At 57.7% G+C, this 18473-nt stretch carries 17 protein-coding genes and 1 tRNA gene; 5 read left to right on the top strand and 13 right to left on the bottom strand.

Annotated elements, in window-relative coordinates:
* Positions 1-57: 57 nt before the first annotated feature.
* The gene (gene ylqF, locus ACNSOI_RS04480; RefSeq protein ID WP_286254057.1) at positions 58-981 is read left to right on the top strand and encodes a ribosome biogenesis GTPase YlqF; all 924 of its coding nucleotides are present in this window, start codon (positions 58-60) and stop codon (positions 979-981) included.
* A gap of 275 nt (positions 982-1256) precedes the next feature.
* Positions 1257-2009, top strand: a complete 753-nt coding sequence (gene fnr / locus ACNSOI_RS04475; protein ID WP_061333312.1) for a fumarate/nitrate reduction transcriptional regulator Fnr — start codon at positions 1257-1259, stop codon at positions 2007-2009.
* 27 nt (positions 2010-2036) lie between these two features.
* Here the strand turns inward: fnr and ACNSOI_RS04470 are convergent, their stop codons facing one another.
* Positions 2037-2918 carry an SDR family oxidoreductase gene (locus ACNSOI_RS04470; protein ID WP_286254055.1) on the bottom strand — a complete coding sequence of 294 codons (882 nt, stop codon included), beginning with the start codon at positions 2916-2918 and terminating at the stop codon, positions 2037-2039.
* A 155-nt stretch (positions 2919-3073) separates the two neighbouring features.
* Here ACNSOI_RS04470 and ACNSOI_RS04465 point away from each other — a divergent pair, with 155 nt between their 5' ends.
* Positions 3074-3430 (top strand): hypothetical protein, encoded by a 357-nt coding sequence (locus ACNSOI_RS04465; RefSeq protein ID WP_058092233.1) that lies wholly within the window; start codon positions 3074-3076, stop codon positions 3428-3430.
* A 30-nt stretch (positions 3431-3460) separates the two neighbouring features.
* On the opposite strand, the gene alr is transcribed toward ACNSOI_RS04465, so the two are convergent.
* From alr to rnr, 8 genes are all read right to left on the bottom strand, one after another.
* Complete coding sequence (alr, locus tag ACNSOI_RS04460) at positions 3461-4534, bottom strand: alanine racemase (protein WP_420195206.1); 1074 nt, start codon at positions 4532-4534, stop codon at positions 3461-3463.
* A complete protein-coding gene (gene dnaB / locus ACNSOI_RS04455) occupies positions 4534-5940 on the bottom strand; it encodes a replicative DNA helicase (RefSeq protein WP_058092235.1) in 1407 nt (468 codons plus the stop codon). Before dnaB ends, alr begins: the two co-directional genes overlap by 1 nt.
* A 147-nt stretch (positions 5941-6087) precedes the next feature.
* Entirely contained in the window at positions 6088-6534 is a 447-nt protein-coding gene (rplI, locus tag ACNSOI_RS04450) for a 50S ribosomal protein L9 (RefSeq protein ID WP_058092236.1), read from the bottom strand.
* A gap of 20 nt (positions 6535-6554) precedes the next feature.
* Positions 6555-7421 carry a hypothetical protein gene (locus ACNSOI_RS04445; protein ID WP_058092237.1) on the bottom strand — a complete coding sequence of 289 codons (867 nt, stop codon included), beginning with the start codon at positions 7419-7421 and terminating at the stop codon, positions 6555-6557.
* A gap of 25 nt (positions 7422-7446) precedes the next feature.
* Positions 7447-7677: a 30S ribosomal protein S18 gene (gene rpsR / locus ACNSOI_RS04440; protein WP_008937282.1), complete on the bottom strand. Its 231-nt coding sequence runs from the start codon at positions 7675-7677 to the stop codon at positions 7447-7449.
* A gap of 24 nt (positions 7678-7701) precedes the next feature.
* Positions 7702-8115 carry a 30S ribosomal protein S6 gene (gene rpsF, locus ACNSOI_RS04435; protein ID WP_061333280.1) on the bottom strand — a complete coding sequence of 138 codons (414 nt, stop codon included), beginning with the start codon at positions 8113-8115 and terminating at the stop codon, positions 7702-7704.
* 243 nt (positions 8116-8358) lie between these two features.
* On the bottom strand, positions 8359-9096 hold the full coding sequence (gene rlmB, locus ACNSOI_RS04430; RefSeq protein ID WP_058092239.1) for a 23S rRNA (guanosine(2251)-2'-O)-methyltransferase RlmB: 738 nt from the start codon (positions 9094-9096) through the stop codon (positions 8359-8361).
* Positions 9097-9121: 25 nt separating this feature from the next.
* Entirely contained in the window at positions 9122-11581 is a 2460-nt protein-coding gene (rnr, locus tag ACNSOI_RS04425) for a ribonuclease R (RefSeq protein ID WP_420195205.1), read from the bottom strand.
* Between the two features lie 251 nt (positions 11582-11832).
* On the opposite strand from rnr, the gene ACNSOI_RS04420 reads away from it, so the two are divergent.
* Positions 11833-11919: transfer RNA gene (locus ACNSOI_RS04420), tRNA-Leu, on the top strand.
* A gap of 302 nt (positions 11920-12221) precedes the next feature.
* Entirely contained in the window at positions 12222-12986 is a 765-nt protein-coding gene (locus tag ACNSOI_RS04415) for an ion transporter (RefSeq protein ID WP_420195204.1), read from the top strand.
* Between the two features lie 50 nt (positions 12987-13036).
* On the opposite strand, the gene ACNSOI_RS04410 is transcribed toward ACNSOI_RS04415, so the two are convergent.
* From ACNSOI_RS04410 to mpl, 4 genes are all read right to left on the bottom strand, one after another.
* Entirely contained in the window at positions 13037-14974 is a 1938-nt protein-coding gene (locus ACNSOI_RS04410; protein ID WP_420195203.1) for a hypothetical protein, read from the bottom strand.
* A gap of 140 nt (positions 14975-15114) precedes the next feature.
* The gene (locus ACNSOI_RS04405) at positions 15115-16254 is read right to left on the bottom strand and encodes an acyl-CoA dehydrogenase family protein (protein ID WP_230713999.1); all 1140 of its coding nucleotides are present in this window, start codon (positions 16252-16254) and stop codon (positions 15115-15117) included.
* A gap of 129 nt (positions 16255-16383) precedes the next feature.
* Complete coding sequence (locus ACNSOI_RS04400; RefSeq protein WP_420195202.1) at positions 16384-17004, bottom strand: flavin prenyltransferase UbiX; 621 nt, start codon at positions 17002-17004, stop codon at positions 16384-16386.
* Positions 16997-18391 (bottom strand): UDP-N-acetylmuramate:L-alanyl-gamma-D-glutamyl-meso-diaminopimelate ligase, encoded by a 1395-nt coding sequence (gene mpl, locus ACNSOI_RS04395; RefSeq protein ID WP_374815056.1) that lies wholly within the window; start codon positions 18389-18391, stop codon positions 16997-16999. The genes ACNSOI_RS04400 and mpl overlap by 8 nt, the downstream gene beginning before the upstream one ends.
* Positions 18392-18473 lie beyond the last annotated feature (82 nt).

Genomic DNA, 18473 nt, shown 5'->3' with positions numbered 1-18473 from the left:
AAATTTGGTCATTCCCCTGCATAATGGCGCCTTTAAACAGCGAGCGGAGCACACACCATGGCGATTAACTGGTTTCCCGGGCACATGCACAAGGCCCGAAAGGAGATCAAAAAAGTCATGCCTCAGATGGATCTGATCATCGAGGTAGTCGACGCGCGCATTCCTTTCAGCAGTGAGAACCCGCTGGTGCCCTCGCTTCGTGGTGACACCCCGCTGATCAAAATCCTGAACAAGCGTGATCTGGCTGATCCGGCGATCACCGATCAATGGCTTCAGTGGCTGGAGCAGGAACGGGGCGTTCGTGCCATCACCCTGACCCATAACGAACGTAAGGAAGCGTTGGGTATCCTCAAGCTGGCCGAGGAACTTACCCCCGGCCATGATCGGCAGAAAAGCGCGCTTCGGGTGATGATCCTGGGCATTCCGAACGTTGGCAAGTCCACCCTGATCAACACCCTTGCCGGCCGGCCCGCCGCCAAGACCGGCAACGAGCCGGCGGTTACCCGGGCCCAGCAAGCCATCAAATTGCCAGACAACATACTGCTCTATGACACGCCCGGCTTCCTATGGCCCAAACTGTCCCCGGAACAGTGCGGTTACCGGCTGGCCATTTCCGGCGCCATTCGCAGCGCTGTGCTGGACTTCGAAGATGTGGCGATGTTTGAAGCGGACTACCTGGTCAAGTCCTACCCGGAACTGGTGATGGCCCGCTACGGTCTGGAACAAAAGCCGGCCGATGGCCTGGCCCTGATGGATGCCATTGCCGCGAAACGAAAGTTCTTCCGCCGGGGCGGTGTGCCAGACCTCCACAAAGTGTCCGAGATCCTGCTCAATGAATTCAGGGCCGGAACCATCGGCCGGATTTCCCTGGAAACACCTGAGATGGTAGAGAGAGAACTTCAGCAGGCTCGGGCCGATGAAGAGGCCAGGAACGCCGAGAAGCAGGCCCGAACCGAGCAACGCAAAAATAGGTCGTCCTGAAGGAATACCCACCGATTGAACACCGGACCGGTTAGACTAAAGCCTTCTTAAAATCCACGCATAAGACTAGACTCTTTTGCTATACTTGATTTTGATCAATGTGTGAGAATCCAGATGTTTCAGCATTATCACCCATGGCGGTCCGCTAAACTTTGAGCGTATCCGGATTGGCCATGGTCTTGCTTCCTGAGCAGGGGCAATCCTTGCCAACCAGGAATGAGGACGGCTGCGCATGACGGCAGCCTGATATGGATCAACCCGGATGGTTCGTCAATATGGCCCAGGCAATTCGACTTCACCAAGTGTCTCCCCTCAAGGCCTCCTGCCAGCAGTGCAGCCTGAGCAACCTGTGTCTTCCCCTGGCAGTGGAAGAAAACGATCTGGAGCGATTGGAAGACATTGTCCAGCAGGGACGGATTTTCAATCGCGGCGAGCACATCTTTGATCAGAGCACGCCGTTCCGCTCGTGCTTTGCGGTCAAGAGCGGTTCCATCAAAACATCCATCATTACCGAAGGTGGCGACGAGCAAGTGACGGGCTTCTTCATGCCCGGCGAACTGGTGGGGCTCGACAGTATGAGCAGCGAACACTACGCCTGCACCGCGAAAGCCCTGGAACGCACCAGCGTGTGTGAGTTCCCGGTAGACAAACTGGAGGAACTCACCGGCAAGTTGCCGGAACTGCAGCACCACATGTACCACCTGATGAGCCAGGAAATCCAGAATAGCCATCAACTGGCCATGCTGCTGAGCAAGAATACCGCCGAAGAGCGCATCGCTGCCCTTTTGCTGTCTCTATCCAGCCGGTTCCGCCGTCGCAGAATGTCGCCCACCAACTTCAGCTTGCCCATGGCGAGAAACGATATCGCCAATTTCCTGGGGCTGGCCGTGGAAACCGTGAGCCGGGTGTTCACCCGCTTCCAGAATCAGGGCATCATCCGGGCCAGAGGCCGGGAAGTAGAACTTCTTGATGTTGAAGCCCTGCAGATGGTCACCCGGGATTTCGCTCGCCAGGGCTGCCAGCAGTAAGCCCGGGGACCAACAGCGCCGGCAGCTTCAGGAGCTCGCCGGCGCCTTGTCTGCTTCTGCCTCCGGCGAGGTTTTCAGCATCGCCACCTCCTCTGACAACCAGGTTCGCCACGGCAACTGTTTAATGCCGAAGGTGTTGCGAATCTTGCTGCACACCATCGTGGTGTTCACCGGCTCCAGGTGCCCCCACCCGGGCACTTCATCTACTATCCTTATGTCTTCGGGAATACCGGGCATCCCGGCAATCGCCAGCCCCAGCTCATAGAGGTTGATTTCTTCAGCCCCGGCGTACTGATAGGTGCCCCATACCTCAGCGCCACAATCTACCTGCAGAACCACCGCGGTAATCACCCGTGCCAGATCCTGCACGGCCACCGGCTGGCCTTTGCAACGCCCGGGCAAATGCAGCCCTTCATTACCAGCGGTGCTTTTCTGAACCTTCTCGATAAACCGGGCGAGGCTCCAGCCGGTTCTGAGCAGAATATGCCTGGGCAATACGGTGCGAAGCGCCTGTTCACACTCCCACTGCCAGCGGCCCAGTTCATTGACTGGTTGCCCGGGATTGGAGGCAATGTAAGCCGCCTGCTTGCGGCCATCAAAGACATAGCAAGACGACAGCTGTAAAAGGGCCATGTTCCGGTCACGGGCAAACTCCGCCAGCGCCAGGGGCAGGGAAAACGCCGCCTGGTGCGTTGCCTCGCGATTATCCTCGGCCTTTTCGGGGTCTACCAGCCACAGGGCATTCACAATCAGGTCAGTGTCTTCAGGAATCCAGTTTTCCAGAGCGTGCAAGTCGGCATTGGCCGGGTCGCTGACCAGCAAAGGGCTGACCTGAAGATGGGTTCTTCGCAGCCGCTCCAGCAACACCCTGCCAAGAGGGCCATAGTCGTGAACCACAAGTACATGCACGTTGAATCACTGCCTCCGGAATATCACTGATATGACGGGCGCTGGCAATCACTCAGGCCAATGGCCCGGGCAATCCATTTGCTGCACTATCATGCAACTTCAAGCGCCGGTGTAAAACCATTCTCACTGACGAGCATACAACAACAGGAACCTCTATGCTGAAACAACAAAGCCATATCGTGGCCCCCATCCCGGACGAACTGCGCACCCGGGCCCTGTATACCGTAAGCGAGCTCAAGGGGCGCGGTAAAGCCGATAAGGAAGCCATCGAAAAGCTGTACAACCTGATTGTCGAGCTGACTGAACAGGGCCTGGATTTCTTCTTCCTGGAGCCCCTGCGGCGCCTGAATGCCAGCAGCATGATGATGGGCATGGCCAAAATGGGCATCAGCAGCATGCTTAAAGGCAGCAAGATGGTTGTTCACAAGGTGCTGAAAAAGCTCGATGACCGGAGCCTGGCGGCAATTCTCGATTTTATCGAAGAAATCATTCACGAACCTGAAGCCCACTGAACTCGCCCAAGAGCCCTGAGGGCCTGCCTTTTACTCGCAGACCCTGGGCACCCTTGCGGTAACGCCGGTCAGCAGCTCGTAGCCTATGGTACCGGCACAGCTTGCGACTTCGTCGACGCTGACCGTCGTACCCCACAGCTCCACCGGATCGCCTTCACGGGCCTCTGGTGCACCTGTCAGGTCGACTGCCAGCATATCCATGGATACCCGGCCCAACAGGCGAACGCGCTTGCCACGAATGGCTGCCGGCGTTCCGGTACCGGCATGGCGAGGATAACCATCACCATACCCGATGGCCACCATACCCATTCGGGTATCCTCCTGAGCCACCCAACTTGCACCGTAACCCACGGATTCTCCAGCGCGAACAACCCGCGTGCTGATCAATGGCGCCTCAAGAGTCATCACTGGCCGCAGTCCCAAATCCGGGCCGGTCTTGCCGATCATGGGCGAGGCCCCGTACAGCATGATACCGGGCCGACTCCAATCATAGAGCGGCTGGCCCGGCCGAAAATGGGCCGCAGAATTGCCGACACTGCGCATTAACGCTGGCCAGGCAGCCGTGGCGTTCTCAAACAAACGGGTTTGATGATCGGTCATACCGCTGGTGAGGTCATCAGCACAGGCGAAATGGGTAACAAACCCCAGCAATGGCCCCGTTGTCGCTGACGGCCTCAAGGCGGCAACCACGGAATCCAGTTCTTCCGGGCGAAACCCCAAACGGTTCATGCCAGAGTTCACTTTCAGCCAGAATCGGGGGTTTGGGCCCGCAGCCAGCCAGTCAAGTTGCCCGTGGCAATGCATCACGGGCTCAAAACCATGCTGTACGCAATCACGCAAGTCGTCAGGGGTATGCACGCCCTGTAGCAACACGACGGGCTGCCCGAGGCCGACGCTCCGGATTGCCAGCGCTTCCTCAATACAGGCTACGGCAAATTTTTCGACCTCGCCGGCCAGGGCCCGGGCAACGTTAACAATCCCGTGGCCATAACCATCCGCCTTGACCACTGCCATGGCACGCGCGCCACCGGCCCTGGCCTGAGCCAACCGATAATTATGCCTTAGAGCATCCAGGTCAACGCGGGCAACGGTACTGCGTGGCATTAATAATCACCACCGTAATCGCTGTAATCGCCGTGGGCCAGATCTTCAAACTTGGTGTATTTACCGATGAACGCCAGGCGAATGGTGCCGATAGGACCATTCCGCTGCTTACCAATAATAATTTCCGCGATGCCCTTATCCTGGGTGTCTTCGTTGTAGACCTCATCCCGGTATACGAACATGATAACGTCGGCATCCTGCTCGATCGCACCGGATTCCCGCAGATCCGAGTTCACCGGCCGCTTGTTGGGCCGCTGCTCCAGGCTACGGTTAAGCTGTGACAGCGCCACCACCGGGCAGCTCAGCTCCTTGGCGATACCCTTCAGGGATCGCGATATTTCCGAAATCTCTGCCGTCCTGCCCTCGGTATTGCCAGGCACCCGCATCAACTGCAGGTAGTCGACCATGATCAGGCCGATTTTGCCGCCATTTTCCCTGGCAATCCGCCGTGCCCGTGACCGCATCTCCGTCGGGCTCAGGCCCGGCGTATCGTCAATATAGAGGGGTTTGTCCTTGAGCAGGCTCACCGCAGAGGTCAGCCGAGGCCAGTCATCTTCCTCCAGCTTACCGCTCCGGACTTTGGTCTGGTCTATCCGCCCCAGGGAAGACAGCATACGCATGGCCAGAGCGTCTGCCGGCATTTCCATACTGAACACCAGTATCGGCGTGCCGGTACTGATCAGAGCGTTCTCGACAATGTTCATGGCGAAGGTGGTCTTACCCATGGAGGGCCGGCCTGCAACGATGATCAGGTCCGCTGGCTGCATACCGGAGGTCTGGTCATCCAGATCCCGGAAGCCCGTAGTCAAACCCGTGGTCTGTTCACCGGATTCAAACAGCTCTTCAATACGGCTCAGCGTTGTCGCCAGAATGGGATTGATTGCCTTGGGGCCAGAGCCTTCCTTCGACCGGGATTCGGCGATCTGGAATACGCTGCGCTCGGCCTCGTCCAGAATCTCGCTACTCTTTCGCCCCTGGGGATTGAACGCAGAGTCGGAAATCTGGCCAGAGACCTCCACCAGTTTTCGAAGCACCGAACGCTCACGGACAATCTCGGCATAGGCACGGATGTTCGCCGCACCCGGCGTTTTCTCTGCCAGCTCGGCCAGATACGACAAGCCACCGGCATCTTCAATGTCACCGGCACGCTCCAGAAACTCGGCCAGGGTAACCACATCCAGGGGTTCACTTTCACTGGCGAGGCGCTCCACGGCACCAAAAATCAACCGGTGGTCCTGGCGGTAAAAGTCAGCAGCAGAAATGATCTCGGAGACTTCATCAAAACGCCGGTTATCCAGCATCAAACCACCGAGCACCGCCTGCTCCGCTTCAACAGAATGGGGCGGAACCTTGATACGGCTGGTTTCCGGATCAATGGATGCAGGTTTCAAAGTGGGATTGGCCATAAACACCAGACAACGTTGAATTGAATAACAGGAAACAAGAATACCAGAAAGCAACGGGCCCGAAACCGTTTCCGGCTCGGGCCCGTCTCAGAATGCTCAAGCCGTTGGCTTCAACACTCCATGCTTACATCAATCAACGATGACCGATTACTCGGCAACAACCGCCAGCTTGATGGTTACTTCTACGTCTGAGTGCAGCTGCAGTTCGATCTCGAACTCGCCAGTGGTCCGGATAGGACCTTCCGGCAGACGAACTTCGCTCTTCTCGACTTCCGTGCCACCGGCAGAAACCACGTCTGCGATGTCACGAACACCGATAGAACCAAACAGCTTGCCTTCATCACCAGCCTTGGAGGTAATGGTGAAGGATGCACCTTCCAGAGCTTCGGCACGGGCCTGGGCAGCAGCCAGCTTCTCAGCAGCCGCTTTTTCCAGCTCAGCGCGACGCTCTTCGAACGCCTGTACGTTTGCGGCCGTGGCAGGAACAGCTTTGCCGTACGGCAGCAGGAAATTACGACCGTAACCGGCCTTAACCTTTACCTTGTCACCCAGGGAGCCAAGGTTTGCTACTTTCTCGAGCAGAATAACTTCCATCTCGTTAACCTCTTCGTGCTTTATTCAGCTGGCCCGGCGGGTTGTATACGCCCCCGGATATCCAGCCAGCTATCCACAAAAGCCAGAACCAATAACAGCAACATCAGACTCGGACCCAGCAATACCAGCGCCAGATAAAACATGGCCAGCCAGTTACCGCTCAACTGCTTACGACCAACAACACCGTGAACCAACCCCAGCGCAGCGATGAACAGCGGCGTACCCGCTGCCCAGGCCAACAGCATGGAATTGAGCCCCAACACCGGGCCAATCACCATGGTGAGTGCACAAACCACCGCAATGGCCGGCGACAACCTCAGGGCATGGAATTCCTTGCGGAATCCGCCGGGGTTATAGAGCCCCGCCTGCCAAGCCCTCGCCAGCATGGTCATACCAACCGCTGTCGCGAAGTAAGTGCCCGCCATACTGGCGTTCATGGTGTCCCGGATGATCAGCTCAAGATCGCTGCCCAATGACCGGGCCACTTCGGCGTTGTACTGCTCGTAAAAGCTGACACCGGTCTGAACCAGATCGTTCAGCAGTGCCGGATACATGACGGGCAACATCAACCCGCTCAATATCGCCAGAAAAGCACCCGACAACAGTGCTTTCTCCCAGGCCAGGGTTGTTCGCAGGATGGATGCCATCAGCATCACCTGCAGCAGTACCACCAGTGACGTTGGATCCTGGCCGTAAACGGCCCAGCCCAACGCCGGCATTAATGCCCAGAGGCCGATATTCAACCCCTGCCGGATGCCCAGTCTGAGAATGACCAGGCCAATAACCGCTGCGCCAATCCAGAACAACAGGGGCACTGCAGTGGTAACTGCTGCAACCCCGCCAGCCTGCAGGGGACCGCGCATTACATATTGTGCCAGTGCACGCATGGTCCCGGGTCCTGTCTATCTGTGCTTAGTGGTCGTGGCTGTCCGTATACGGCAGCAGTGCCAGGTAGCGGGCACGCTTGATAGCGGTAGCCAGCTGACGCTGATAACGTGCTTTGGTGCCGGTGATACGGCTGGGCACGATTTTGCCGGTTTCAGTGATGTAGCCTTTCAGGGTGTCCAGATCTTTGTAATCGATCTCTTTCACACCTTCTGCCGTGAAGCGGCAGAACTTACGACGTCTGAAAAAACGAGCCATAACGTAACTCCTAACTCCGGTTGATTACTCTTCTTCGTCCTGGGATGCGCTCTGACGATCTTCAGAGTCAGCTGAACGACGCGGACGATCGTCTCCGCCGGAACGACGGTCCTCACGGGACTCGGCAGCTTTCATCGGAGACATGTCGGTAACAGCCTCATCGCGACGCAGAATCAGGTCACGGATGATGGCATCGTTGAACCGGAAGTTATGAGTCAGCTCGTCCATAGCGGCTTGTGAACACTCAGCGTTCATCAGCACGTAGTGAGCCTTGTGGATCTTGTTGATCGGGTAAGCCAGGTGACGACGGCCCCAATCTTCCAGGCGATGTACCTTGCCGCCATCTTCAGTGATGACGCTGGTATAACGCTCGATCATTGCGGGCACCTGCTCGCTCTGATCCGGATGTACCATAAAAACGATTTCGTAGTGACGCATGAGTTCTCCCTACGGTTTAAACAGCTTTCTTCTGCGGCGGGCGCGGTTAAGCCCCGTTCCCGAGCATGAAAGCAAGGAGGTGACAGCAAAGCTGCCGGCTTCTTTTTGCTTTTATCAACAAGGCCTTAAATATAAAGACCCGATCAAAAGCCAGGTTCTGCCTGCCTGCATTCAGGCAATACAAAACCACCCCTTGGAAAAGGGGTCACGTATTCTAGGCGTATGGGCGGTGTTGTGCAAGACTTAACCGAGCCGCTGGCGCAGGGCTTCATACAGGCAAACTCCGGTCGCCACCGACACGTTCAGGCTATCGACATGCCCCAGCATGGGAATGTTGATCAACTGGTCGCAGTGTTCCCGGGTTAAACGGCGCATACCCTTACCCTCGGCGCCCATCACCAGGGCCACCGGCCCCTTGAAGTCTGCCTGATACAGGTTTGCACTCGCCTCTCCGGCCGTACCAATCAGCCAAACGCCGAGTTCCTTGAGCTCGCGCAGGAAGCGAGCCAGGTTGGTCACCCGAACAAACGGCACGGTCTCCGCTGCACCACAGGCAACCTTTCGGGCCACCGGGGTCAGCGAAGCGGATTTGTCCTTGGGCACAATCACCGCCTGCACTCCCACGGCATCTGCCGTACGCATACAGGCACCGAGGTTGTGCGGGTCGGTCACCCCGTCCAGCACCAGCAGGAATGGTGGTTTGCCACTGGCGGCCAGCTGGGCCAGCAAGTCCGCTTCGGTCCACTCACGGCTTTCCGCCACGGCGGCAACAATACCCTGGTGAACACCGGCGACCCGCTCATCCAGCTCACGACGATGCACCACTTTCCAACGCACACCCAGGCTATCCAGGGTGTCGGTAACCGATTTAACCCGCTTATCCTGCCGCCCGGTCTGAATCCAGACTTGCTGCAGGCGCTCCGGTTCCCGCTTGAGAACGGCATCGACGGCATGCCAGCCAAATACATATTCCTGTGACACTGACGCTTATTTCCTGTGCAACGGTTTACTTTCGGGGCTTACGGGCTTTACCGCCGGCAGAGGGCTTACCCCTGCCAACTTTTCGGGACGCCGCCCTGGCCGCCTCGGCTGCCAGCTTCTCCTTGGCACTCTCAGGCTTGGCAGATTTACCGCGCTTTCCACCCTTTCCGCCCTTACCGGCACGATCACCTTTACCGCGGGTCTCGCGTTTGGACATGTCCAGGGCGTCACGATCTGCTGTCCGCTTTCTGGGCGTACTGACCAGTTCCAGATCGATCTTGCGATCTTCCAGCCCTACCCGAACAACCCTGACGCGAACCTCATCCCCTAACCGGAAGCTCACCGCGGTGCGCTCACCGATCAGGCGGTGCTTGGCGGAATCGTGGTGAAAGTAATCGCCACTGAGGGTGGACACGTGCACCAGCCCCTCAATATAGATATCCGACAGTTCGACGAAGAAACCGAAGGGTGTGACGGCCGCAATCACACCATCGTGCTCCTCGCCCACGTGATCCCGCAGGAACTCGCACTTGAGCCAGGCCATCACGTCACGGGTGGCATCGTCGGCACGGCGCTCGGTCATCGAGCAATGCTCACCCAGCTGCTCCATACGGGCATAGTCGTAGGGATACACCGCCAGCTCCGGATCGTGGCTTTTCGGCGACACCACGTCTTTCTGAACTTCCGGATTGTGAATCCGGGACTTGATGGCCCGATGAACGATCAGGTCCGGATACCGGCGAATGGGCGAGGTAAAGTGGGTATAGCTGGGAAAGCCCAGACCAAAATGGCCAGCTTCTTCCGGGCTGTATACCGCCTGACTGAGGGAACGCAGCATCACCATCTGGATCACATTGGCATCCGGACGGTCGGCAACCTGGGCCAACAGCTGCTGGTAATCCCCGGAGGTTGGCTTGTCACCGCCCCCTAACTGCAAACCGAGCTCACCCAGGAACAAGCGCAGGTTATTCAGACGCTCCTCAGAGGGCCCATCGTGCACCCGGTAAAGCGCCGGCACCTGATGCTTTTTCAACAGCCGGGCCGTGGCCACGTTGGCGCAGAGCATGCACTCTTCTACGATCTTGTGGGCATCGTTGCGGTGCACCGGCACGATTTCCTCAATCTTGCGCTCGGCATCAAAAACGATTTTGGTCTCGGTGGTCTCGAAATCAATCGCTCCACGCTCAGTCCGGGCACGGCGTAGCAGCTTATAAAGCTCATAGAGGTTATGCAGATGCGGCAGCAAATCGGCGTAATGGGCCGACAGCTTGTACCCCTGCTCCGAGTCCGGGTGCTCCAGCATGGCACTGACCTTGTTATAGGTCAGCCGGGCATGGCTGCGCATCACCGCCTGGTAGAAGGTGTAGCCACTGATATTACCGGCTGCGCTGATGGTCATATCCGCCACCATACACAACCGATCGACACCCGGGTTCAGTGAACACAAGCCATTGGAGAGCTTCTCCGGCAGCATGGGCACCACGTGGTCCGGGAAGTACACCGAGTTACCCCGACGAATCGCCTCCTCATCCAGCGGCGAGCCAGGGCGTACATAGTGCGACACATCCGCAATGGCCACGACCAGCCGGTAACCGCCACGGGGCCGGGGCTCACAGTAGATGGCGTCATCAAAATCACGGGCGGTTTCATCATCAATGGTGACCAGCCGCATGTTGCGGATATCCACCCGGTTCGCCTTGTCTTTCTCGGCAACCTCTTCGGGAATGCCCGCCGCCTGCTCGCCCACGGCGGTTGGCCAGCTGTGTGGAATCTCGTAAGAGCGGATTGCTACGTCGATTTCCATCCCCGGAGCCATATGCTCCCCGAGAACTTCAACAATACGCCCTGTTGGCTGGGTGCGCACGGTGGGCTGGCGCAGAATTTCCACCACCACGTACTGGCCGTGCACAGCCTTACCGGCGTGCTCATCCGGCACCAGAATCTCGTGATTGATGCGGGCATTCTCGGGCACCACAAATGCAATGCCACTCTCCTTGAAGAAGCGACCAACCGTCTGACTGGTGCGATGCTCCAGAACCTCGACAATTACCCCTTCACGGCGACCACGATCATCCACGCGGTCCACCCGGGCAGCCACCCGGTCACCATGAAACACCTGGCGCATCTGGCGCGCGGTGAGGAACAGGTCTGAGCCGCCGTCATCGGGAATCAGGAACCCGAAGCCATCTTTGTGCCCAGTCACCTTACCCGTGACCAGATCCGCCTCTTCAATGGGCAGGAACGCATCCCGGCGGTTACAGATCAACTGGCCATCACGGCACATGGCAATCAGCCGTCGCCGCAACGCCTCGATACCTTCCTCGGACGTTTGCCCCAGTTCCTGGCACAACGTTTCATGAGTGGCCGGCGCACCGCGCTCTTTCAGGTGCTTGAGAATAAACTCCCGGCTCTGGATGGGGTTTTCATACTTCTGGGCCTCACGTTCAGCGTGAGGATCCCGTCCTTCTTTCTTCCTGGAAACCATTCGGATCCTTGTTATCAGGCCGCAAACACTGCGGCGGAATTCATTATTCCAGCAGTATAACGTCGGTAGGCGGTACCTGCCTAACCGCGGGCTGATTTATAGGCATAAATACGGCAAAAAGATTTTTGAAAAAATATTTGACAGCGTTCGGGGGAATTATTAAAGTACGCGCCATCGGTTGAGGGGCAACGCCTCAACACTGGCAAAACGCTAGGTTTTCAACAAACTAACAGCGATTTTGCAAATCACCTGCCGAGGTGGTGAAATTGGTAGACACGCTAGCTTCAGGTGCTAGTGGGGGCAACCCCGTGGAGGTTCAAGTCCTCTCCTCGGCACCATTCCTTCATCAGGAATGGCAAGAACGAACTCCCAAGAATCAAGCGATCACACCGACCTTCAGGTTATCGGTGGTTTTTCCGTTTCTGAAATGCCGCCCTATTGGCCCTCCTGAATATCTCGACTAAGCCAAAGCATATTTCAATCAGCACTAAGCCCCGCCAACTCTTATCGACTCACTCCCAGCTCAGGCTATTTGCCCCATAGAAGCTGCTCCGGTAATCTCCACTTAAAAAGAGCATCAAGCCACTCCCTTTGCCCAAGACCTTCAGCAGGAAAGCAAAAGGCACTTCCGGAAAATACAATGCACCAACTTCTCTACAGGTATGTAGATGCCACTGCGTGGAATCGTAAAGGGCTTTCCCCCTTCAACTTTGCGATATGCATTCTAATTATTGTCTCGGTTTTCCTGGCGGTCATTGAGACCGAACGCCCCATCAGAGAAGCCTACCCGTATCTTTTTCTGGTATCAGAGCGGATTTTGTTCGCCTTGTTTGTCATTGAGTATGGTCTTCGGGTGTATGTCGCTCCGGAAAATCCAAAGTACTCTGGCAGATTTGGACGACTCCGCTACATGAAATCCGGATGGGCCGTTTTCGATTTACTGGCACTTCTATCATTCATGGCACCTTTCGTCTCCAATTCTCTGGCTTTCTACATCAGGCTGACCCGCATATTCAGAATACTTCGGGTATCCAGGCTCGGACGCTTCACTCAAGCCTGGGATCTGCTCTGGGAAGCTACAGCCAGACGCAAGTTTGAGCTGCTCATGAGCGCAACTATCGCGTTTATTCTTTTACTAGTATCCAGCGCCTTTCTTTATCTGTTCGAGGCTGAATTACAGCCAGAAGAATTTGGAAGCATACCCAGGGCTCTATGGTGGAGCGTAGCCACACTGACAACCGTAGGGTATGGAGACGTCACGCCAATCACTGCTGCAGGTAAGTTCTTCGCCAGCCTGACGGCCATTTCAGGCATTGGCATTGTTGCCATGCCGACCGGAATACTGGCCGCTGCATTCAGTGACGCGTTCCAGGCACGTCAAGAAGCAGGCACAAACAAGGAGTAATGCTTTCTGTAGAGCCAAGAGCGAAGTTGCCCGTGCAACCAACGCTCAAATCACTCCGCCAGCAAACCCACCAGGTAATCCGACAGGGTCTGATACTGATAATCCACCCTGGCATAAGCATTTCTGGGTGCATCCTGGAACCGGGCACCACAACCGGCCACGGTTGTCACATCCAGCAGGTACGCCGTCTGGATCAGGTTTGGCAGGTCGGGGTTCAGGCTGTCGGCATCCAGCCGGGGGTAATAGAGCGACCACTGGAAGGCGCCATCACCGGGGCTGACCCCATCGAGATTAGCCGTTGCCGTGTCCAGGAACGGCAGTTTCAGCAATCGCTCTATGGCCAGTCCGTCCACGTCACGGGCGTCGTACTCATAGGCGCGGGGCCCGAAGTTGTTAGCGGCCTCTGTATTGCCGGCGTAATCAAACGGGAATAGTCGGGTGACATAGGGTGCCGCCTCATCAACCGGTGTTCGGTCGGTACCTTCAGGTTCGCAGGCGTCATCGGGCGTGGTGAAACTGAGTTCTGCTTCCGTCGCTTCCTCCGCCAGTACCCGGTAACCGGTCACCCAATCCGGCGCATCGGCTTCCAGCTCTTCCGATGGCGAGTTGGCCGCCAGTGTCGTGAAGGTTCGCCGCTCACCTCCCGCACTGCCAAGGCGCTCAATCAACTCCACCCCGGCATCATCCTGGCTCCAGCTCCAGGACAGTTCCGGCGTTCCGTCCAGCTCTGAGCTTTCCGGAGAAACCGCCAGGGTTTGCTTGTGGCAGCTGGTTACGGTATCGAAGTACGCTTGCTGATTGTCCCAATCGAAGACAATTCGCTCGTGGATGGCCTCGCCCTCTTCCTCATAGCGCTGCCGACTTTGGCGGGAGAGAGAGGCTGACGGCAGCCACTGGGTTTTCAACTGCGCCATATAACCATTCACCTGAATCAGGCGGGCGAACTCAGGCATGGAAGGCACCAGGCAGCCACGACTGGACACAGAGAGCAGCCGGCCGTCTTCGGTGTAATCAAAAAACAGTTCCGCGGAGACATCGAGATCGGAGGTACCCGTGGGCAGATCCTGCCCCCGCCTGGAATCCGCCGATACCTGCAGGCGGGTCAAGAGCACTGGATTGGCCAACTCCACTGGCACGTTAGGCAATGCCAGTGAATCGGTGTCCAGGTTCTCGTAATTGCCTGCCGCAGCCGCATCAACGATGGCGATGACATCGCCTGCATTCTGCACCAGGGAATACCCCAACAGGAAAACGGCATCCTTACTCAGTTGCCGCTCGGTACCGTCACTGCCGGGGCGAGAGAGCACTTCATTGTAGCTATCCGGAATCTGGCTGGCCATGAAGCGAGCCAACGCTCTGGCGTAAGCGTGGGCGCGATGATCACCGGCAACGATATAGTCCTGCCAGAGATTCAGACCATCCAGGTCCGCCAACTGGCTTTCATTGACCGGGCTCAGGCTGTTGCGGCGGGCGGCGTCGGCGCGGAACCGGGCCAGGGTGCTCAGAGGTGTCACGTTACGGATGCTGGGGCTGGCCGACATCAGGTAAGCCTGCTCAACAACTACGTCGCCGCGGGAGGTTTCCTCCAGAGTTTTTCCGGGAATGGCCAGGGCGTACAGCGGGTAATGCCTGGGGTCCAGATTAGGCCCAACGGATGGGTCCACGCTGAGTGCCGAAATATCGATAGAGAACCTGCCACCCGCTCCACTCATGGCCGTGGGCTCGCCTTCGTCGAGAGTCACCACTGCGCCGTTGGCCAACTCCACTTCCAGCGGGCCCGGGGTGAATTGGCCATCACCATCAATATCCAGCCAGACTCGAGCATTGTTGAGGTAACCGTCAATCACGCGCCCCTGATATGGCCCAGGCTCGCTGTAATCAACCCCATCGAAATCTCGCCCGTCAACCGGCAAGCGATCGGATTCTTCACCGCAACCGGCGATAACAAGAGACAGCAAAGGAACAGTAAGGGTGATCAGGCGTTTCATCGCGGCAACCATTTATCTTTATTAGTGCCGCTACTTTAGGAGATGTAATCGGTGCAGACCTTGACAGGCTTGGCAAATTGTAAAGTTTGGTAACAGGCAAGCCCCGGAATGTGCCGGGGCTTGCACTTACAGGGCTCCGATCAGAACGACCGGGCCACGATTTCCTTCATGATTTCGTTGGTGCCGGCATAGATGCGCTGAACCCGCGAGTCTGCCCAGGCCCGGGCGATCGGGTATTCCCACATGTAACCGTAGCCGCCATGCAGCTGCACGCATTCGTCCATCACCTTGCACTGCAGGTCGGTGGTGTGCTGCTTGAGCATGGCGGCGGTGGGAATGTCCAGCTTCTTGGTCAGGTGCAGCTCCAGGCAGCGGTCGGTAAACACGCGGGCGGCGGTGATTTCGGCTTTCAGTTCTGCCAGCTTAAAGCGGGTGTTCTGGAACGCGATAACCGGCTTACCGAAGGCTTTGCGCTCTTTCACGTAATCCAGGGTCCACTGCCAGGCGGCCTCGGCGGCCGCCACAGCGGTCAGCGCCACCTGCAAGCGCTCCGCCGGCAGTTCTTGCATCAGCTGGAAGAAGCCCTGCCCTTCCATGGCGCCCAGCAGGTTGTCTGCGGGTACTTTTACATCCTGGAAGAACAGCTCGGAGGTATCCTGGGCCTTCATGCCTACTTTGTTCAGGTTCTGGCCTTTCTCGAAGCCTTCCCAGGCGGTTTCCACCAGCAGAAGGCTGGTGCCCTTGGCGCCTTCCTTGGGGTCAGTCTTGGCAACAACGATTACCAGGTCTGCCAACTGGCCGTTGGTGATAAAGGTTTTGGAGCCGTTCAGAATGTAGTGGTCGCCCTGGCGAATCGCAGTGGTTTTCACGCCCTGAAGGTCAGAACCCGCGCCCGGTTCGGTCATGGCGATGGCGGTGATCATTTCACCGGAAGCCATTTTGGGCAGATATTTCTGCTTCTGCTCTTCTGAGCCGTAGTTCAGAATGTAGGGCGCCACGATATCGGAATGCAGCCCCCAGCCGATGCCAGACAAACCGGCCCGGGAGATTTCTTCCATAATCACCGCCGAGTAGCGGAAATCGGCGCCAACACCGCCATACTCTTCCGGCAGCATCGGGCACAGGAAGCCCAGCTCGCCCGCCTTCCGCCAGAGCTCGCGGCTGACTTGGCCGTCTTTTTCCCATTGCTCGTGATAAGGCGCGGCTTCCTGCTCCAGGAATTTGCGGACGGAGTCCCGGAAGCCTTCAAGATCGGCGTCGAAAAGAGTACGTGGAATCATGCTGAACCTCGGTGAACGGGTTGGTTTATCGTTGTGTTCAGCAAGTCTGTGGCGGGGCGGGTTTTCGCTCAATGGTGAAAACCATCAATCGCTTTGGCCAAAACCATCGCCCCGGACGGGCGCAGATCATTAGTCCGCGCTCTCGCCCCAACGGGGTACCAGAGTTTGCGGCAGGTCCAGGTGATCCAGAATCCGCGCCACCATGAAATCCACCAGGTCGTCCAGGGATTGCGGGTTATGGTAGAAGCCCGGGCTCGCGGGCATGATTACCGCCCCCATGCGGGTCAGTTTAAGCATATTCTCCAGGTGAACCTCGGAATACGGTGTCTCCCGCAACACCAGGATCAGCTTGCGGCGTTCTTTCAGCGCCACATCGCCGGCCCGCTCGATCAGGTTGTTGCTGGCGCCGGTCGCCAGCGCCGACAGGGTGCCTGTGCTGCAGGGGCAGATCACCAACGGGGCCTTTTCTCCGGAGCCGGAAGCTGGTGGCGAGAACCACTCTTCCCGGCCAAACACCTGCACCTGCCCCGGCTTTGCCTTGGCATAGTCCGTGAACGCCTCAACCATGGCCGGCTTGGAACCCGGCAGCCGGAACTCTGCCTCGGTGGCGATTACCACCTGGGCAGCCTTGCTCACCATCACATTCACCCGGCAGCCATTGGCTGCCAGGCATTGCAGCAGTCGCAGCCCGTACTGGGCACCAGAGGCACCGGTAAAGGCCAGATTGATGACCGGCGAGTTATCAGCCACGACGTTTCTCCAGTTCGGCAACCAGTTTGCGATGAATACCACCAAAGCCGCCATTGCTCATAACCACAATGTGGCAGGTTTCAGGCAGCTGTTCCAGGGCCCGGGCAATCAGTGCCTCGACCGAATCTTCCACGGCATGGTGATCCAGCTCACCGTGTTCAGCCCGCCAGCCCTCGACCAGTTCTGGCAGCCAGGTCATCTCGCTGAGGTTACCCCAGAGTACCCGGTCAGCAGCAGCGGCACTGGGAATCAGGGTTTGCTGATGCACGCCCTGTTTCATGGTGTTGGACCGGGGTTCGATGATTGCCAATATCGGCTCATCCCCCACCCGGTTACGCAAGCCTTCCAGCGTCAGGGCGATGGCCGTGGGATGATGAGCGAAATCGTCATACACACGCACACCGCCTACTTCGCCCACCAGTTCCATGCGTCGTTTCACGCCGGAGAACCGGCACAGGGCTGCCACTGCATGGTCCGGGGTGACACCCACATGGCGGGCAGCGGCGATGGCCGAGAGCGCGTTGCGCACATTGTGCATGCCGGTGAGATTCCACTTCAGGGTGGCCACCGGTTGCTCGTGGTGAATCACCATGAACCGGCTGCCATCCTCCGCCAGCAGTTCAGCGCGCCAGTCTGCGGTGCGGCTGATCTCGCTGCCGATGGCGGTATCCTGCACCGGGCTCCAGCAGCCCATGTCGAGGGCATTGTCCAGGTGCTTGTCAACCGCCGGGCGAATGATCAGCCCCTGGGAAGGCACGGTACGCACCAGGTGGTGGAACTGGCGCTCGATGGCTTCCACGCTGTCGAAAATATCGGCGTGGTCGTATTCCAGATTGTTCAGAATCAGGGTGTTCGGGCGGTAATGGATGAACTTGGAACGCTTGTCGAAAAACGCACTGTCATATTCATCCGCCTCAATCACGAAAAAGTCACTGGTACCGAGGCGCGCCGAAACCGGGAAATCCTGGGGCACGCCACCCACCAGGTAGCCGGCATCAAACCCGGCCTGGTCCAGAATCCACAACAGCATAGCGGTGGTGGTGGTTTTGCCATGGGTGCCGGCAACCGCCATCACCCAACGATGGCGGAGCACTTCCCGGGCCAGCCACTCGGGGCCAGACATGTAGTCAATGCCGCGATTGAGCACCGCTTCCACTTCCGGATTGCCCCGGGACATGGCATTGCCGATCAGCACCAAATCTGGTCTGGGCTCGAGATTCTCGACCCGATAGCCTTGCATCAACTCGATGCCCTGAGCCTCAAGCTGGGTACTCATGGGCGGGTAAACACCCTGATCGGAGCCGGTCACGGTATGGCCAAGCTCTCTGGCGATAACCGCCAGGCTACCCATAAAGGTGCCGCAGATGCCCAGAATGTGTATGTGCATTAACGTGTTGCCTCCGGTTTGAAACCTGCCAAGCCTCTACCATACTTTCTGCGGGGTCAAGAGCCGGTATGTGCTCATGAAA

The sequence above is a fragment of the Marinobacter sp. GH_1 genome, from assembly GCF_048595985.1.
Lineage (GTDB): Bacteria > Pseudomonadota > Gammaproteobacteria > Pseudomonadales > Oleiphilaceae > Marinobacter > Marinobacter shengliensis.
The sequence above is the reverse complement of the archived record's forward strand: the minus strand, read 5'-3'. Positions and strand labels throughout refer to the sequence as shown.

Excerpts from the sequence above, each read along its gene's own strand:
- ACNSOI_RS04465 (WP_058092233.1), top strand. The coding sequence starts at position 3,074 with ATGCTGAAACAACAAAGCCATATCGTGGCCCCCATCCCGGACGAACTG.
- rnr (WP_420195205.1), bottom strand. The coding sequence starts at position 11,581 with ATGGTTTCCAGGAAGAAAGAAGGACGGGATCCTCACGCTGAACGTGAG.
- rpsF (WP_061333280.1), bottom strand. The coding sequence starts at position 8,115 with ATGCGTCACTACGAAATCGTTTTTATGGTACATCCGGATCAGAGCGAG.
- ACNSOI_RS04410 (WP_420195203.1), bottom strand. The coding sequence starts at position 14,974 with ATGAAACGCCTGATCACCCTTACTGTTCCTTTGCTGTCTCTTGTTATC.
- dnaB (WP_058092235.1), bottom strand. The coding sequence starts at position 5,940 with ATGGCCAATCCCACTTTGAAACCTGCATCCATTGATCCGGAAACCAGC.
- alr (WP_420195206.1), bottom strand. The coding sequence starts at position 4,534 with ATGCCACGCAGTACCGTTGCCCGCGTTGACCTGGATGCTCTAAGGCAT.
- rplI (WP_058092236.1), bottom strand. The coding sequence starts at position 6,534 with ATGGAAGTTATTCTGCTCGAGAAAGTAGCAAACCTTGGCTCCCTGGGT.
- ylqF (WP_286254057.1), top strand. The coding sequence starts at position 58 with ATGGCGATTAACTGGTTTCCCGGGCACATGCACAAGGCCCGAAAGGAG.
- ACNSOI_RS04445 (WP_058092237.1), bottom strand. The coding sequence starts at position 7,421 with ATGCGTGCACTGGCACAATATGTAATGCGCGGTCCCCTGCAGGCTGGC.
- rpsR (WP_008937282.1), bottom strand. The coding sequence starts at position 7,677 with ATGGCTCGTTTTTTCAGACGTCGTAAGTTCTGCCGCTTCACGGCAGAA.
- ACNSOI_RS04405 (WP_230713999.1), bottom strand. The coding sequence starts at position 16,254 with ATGATTCCACGTACTCTTTTCGACGCCGATCTTGAAGGCTTCCGGGAC.
- mpl (WP_374815056.1), bottom strand. The coding sequence starts at position 18,391 with ATGCACATACACATTCTGGGCATCTGCGGCACCTTTATGGGTAGCCTG.
- fnr (WP_061333312.1), top strand. The coding sequence starts at position 1,257 with ATGGCCCAGGCAATTCGACTTCACCAAGTGTCTCCCCTCAAGGCCTCC.
- ACNSOI_RS04415 (WP_420195204.1), top strand. The coding sequence starts at position 12,222 with ATGCACCAACTTCTCTACAGGTATGTAGATGCCACTGCGTGGAATCGT.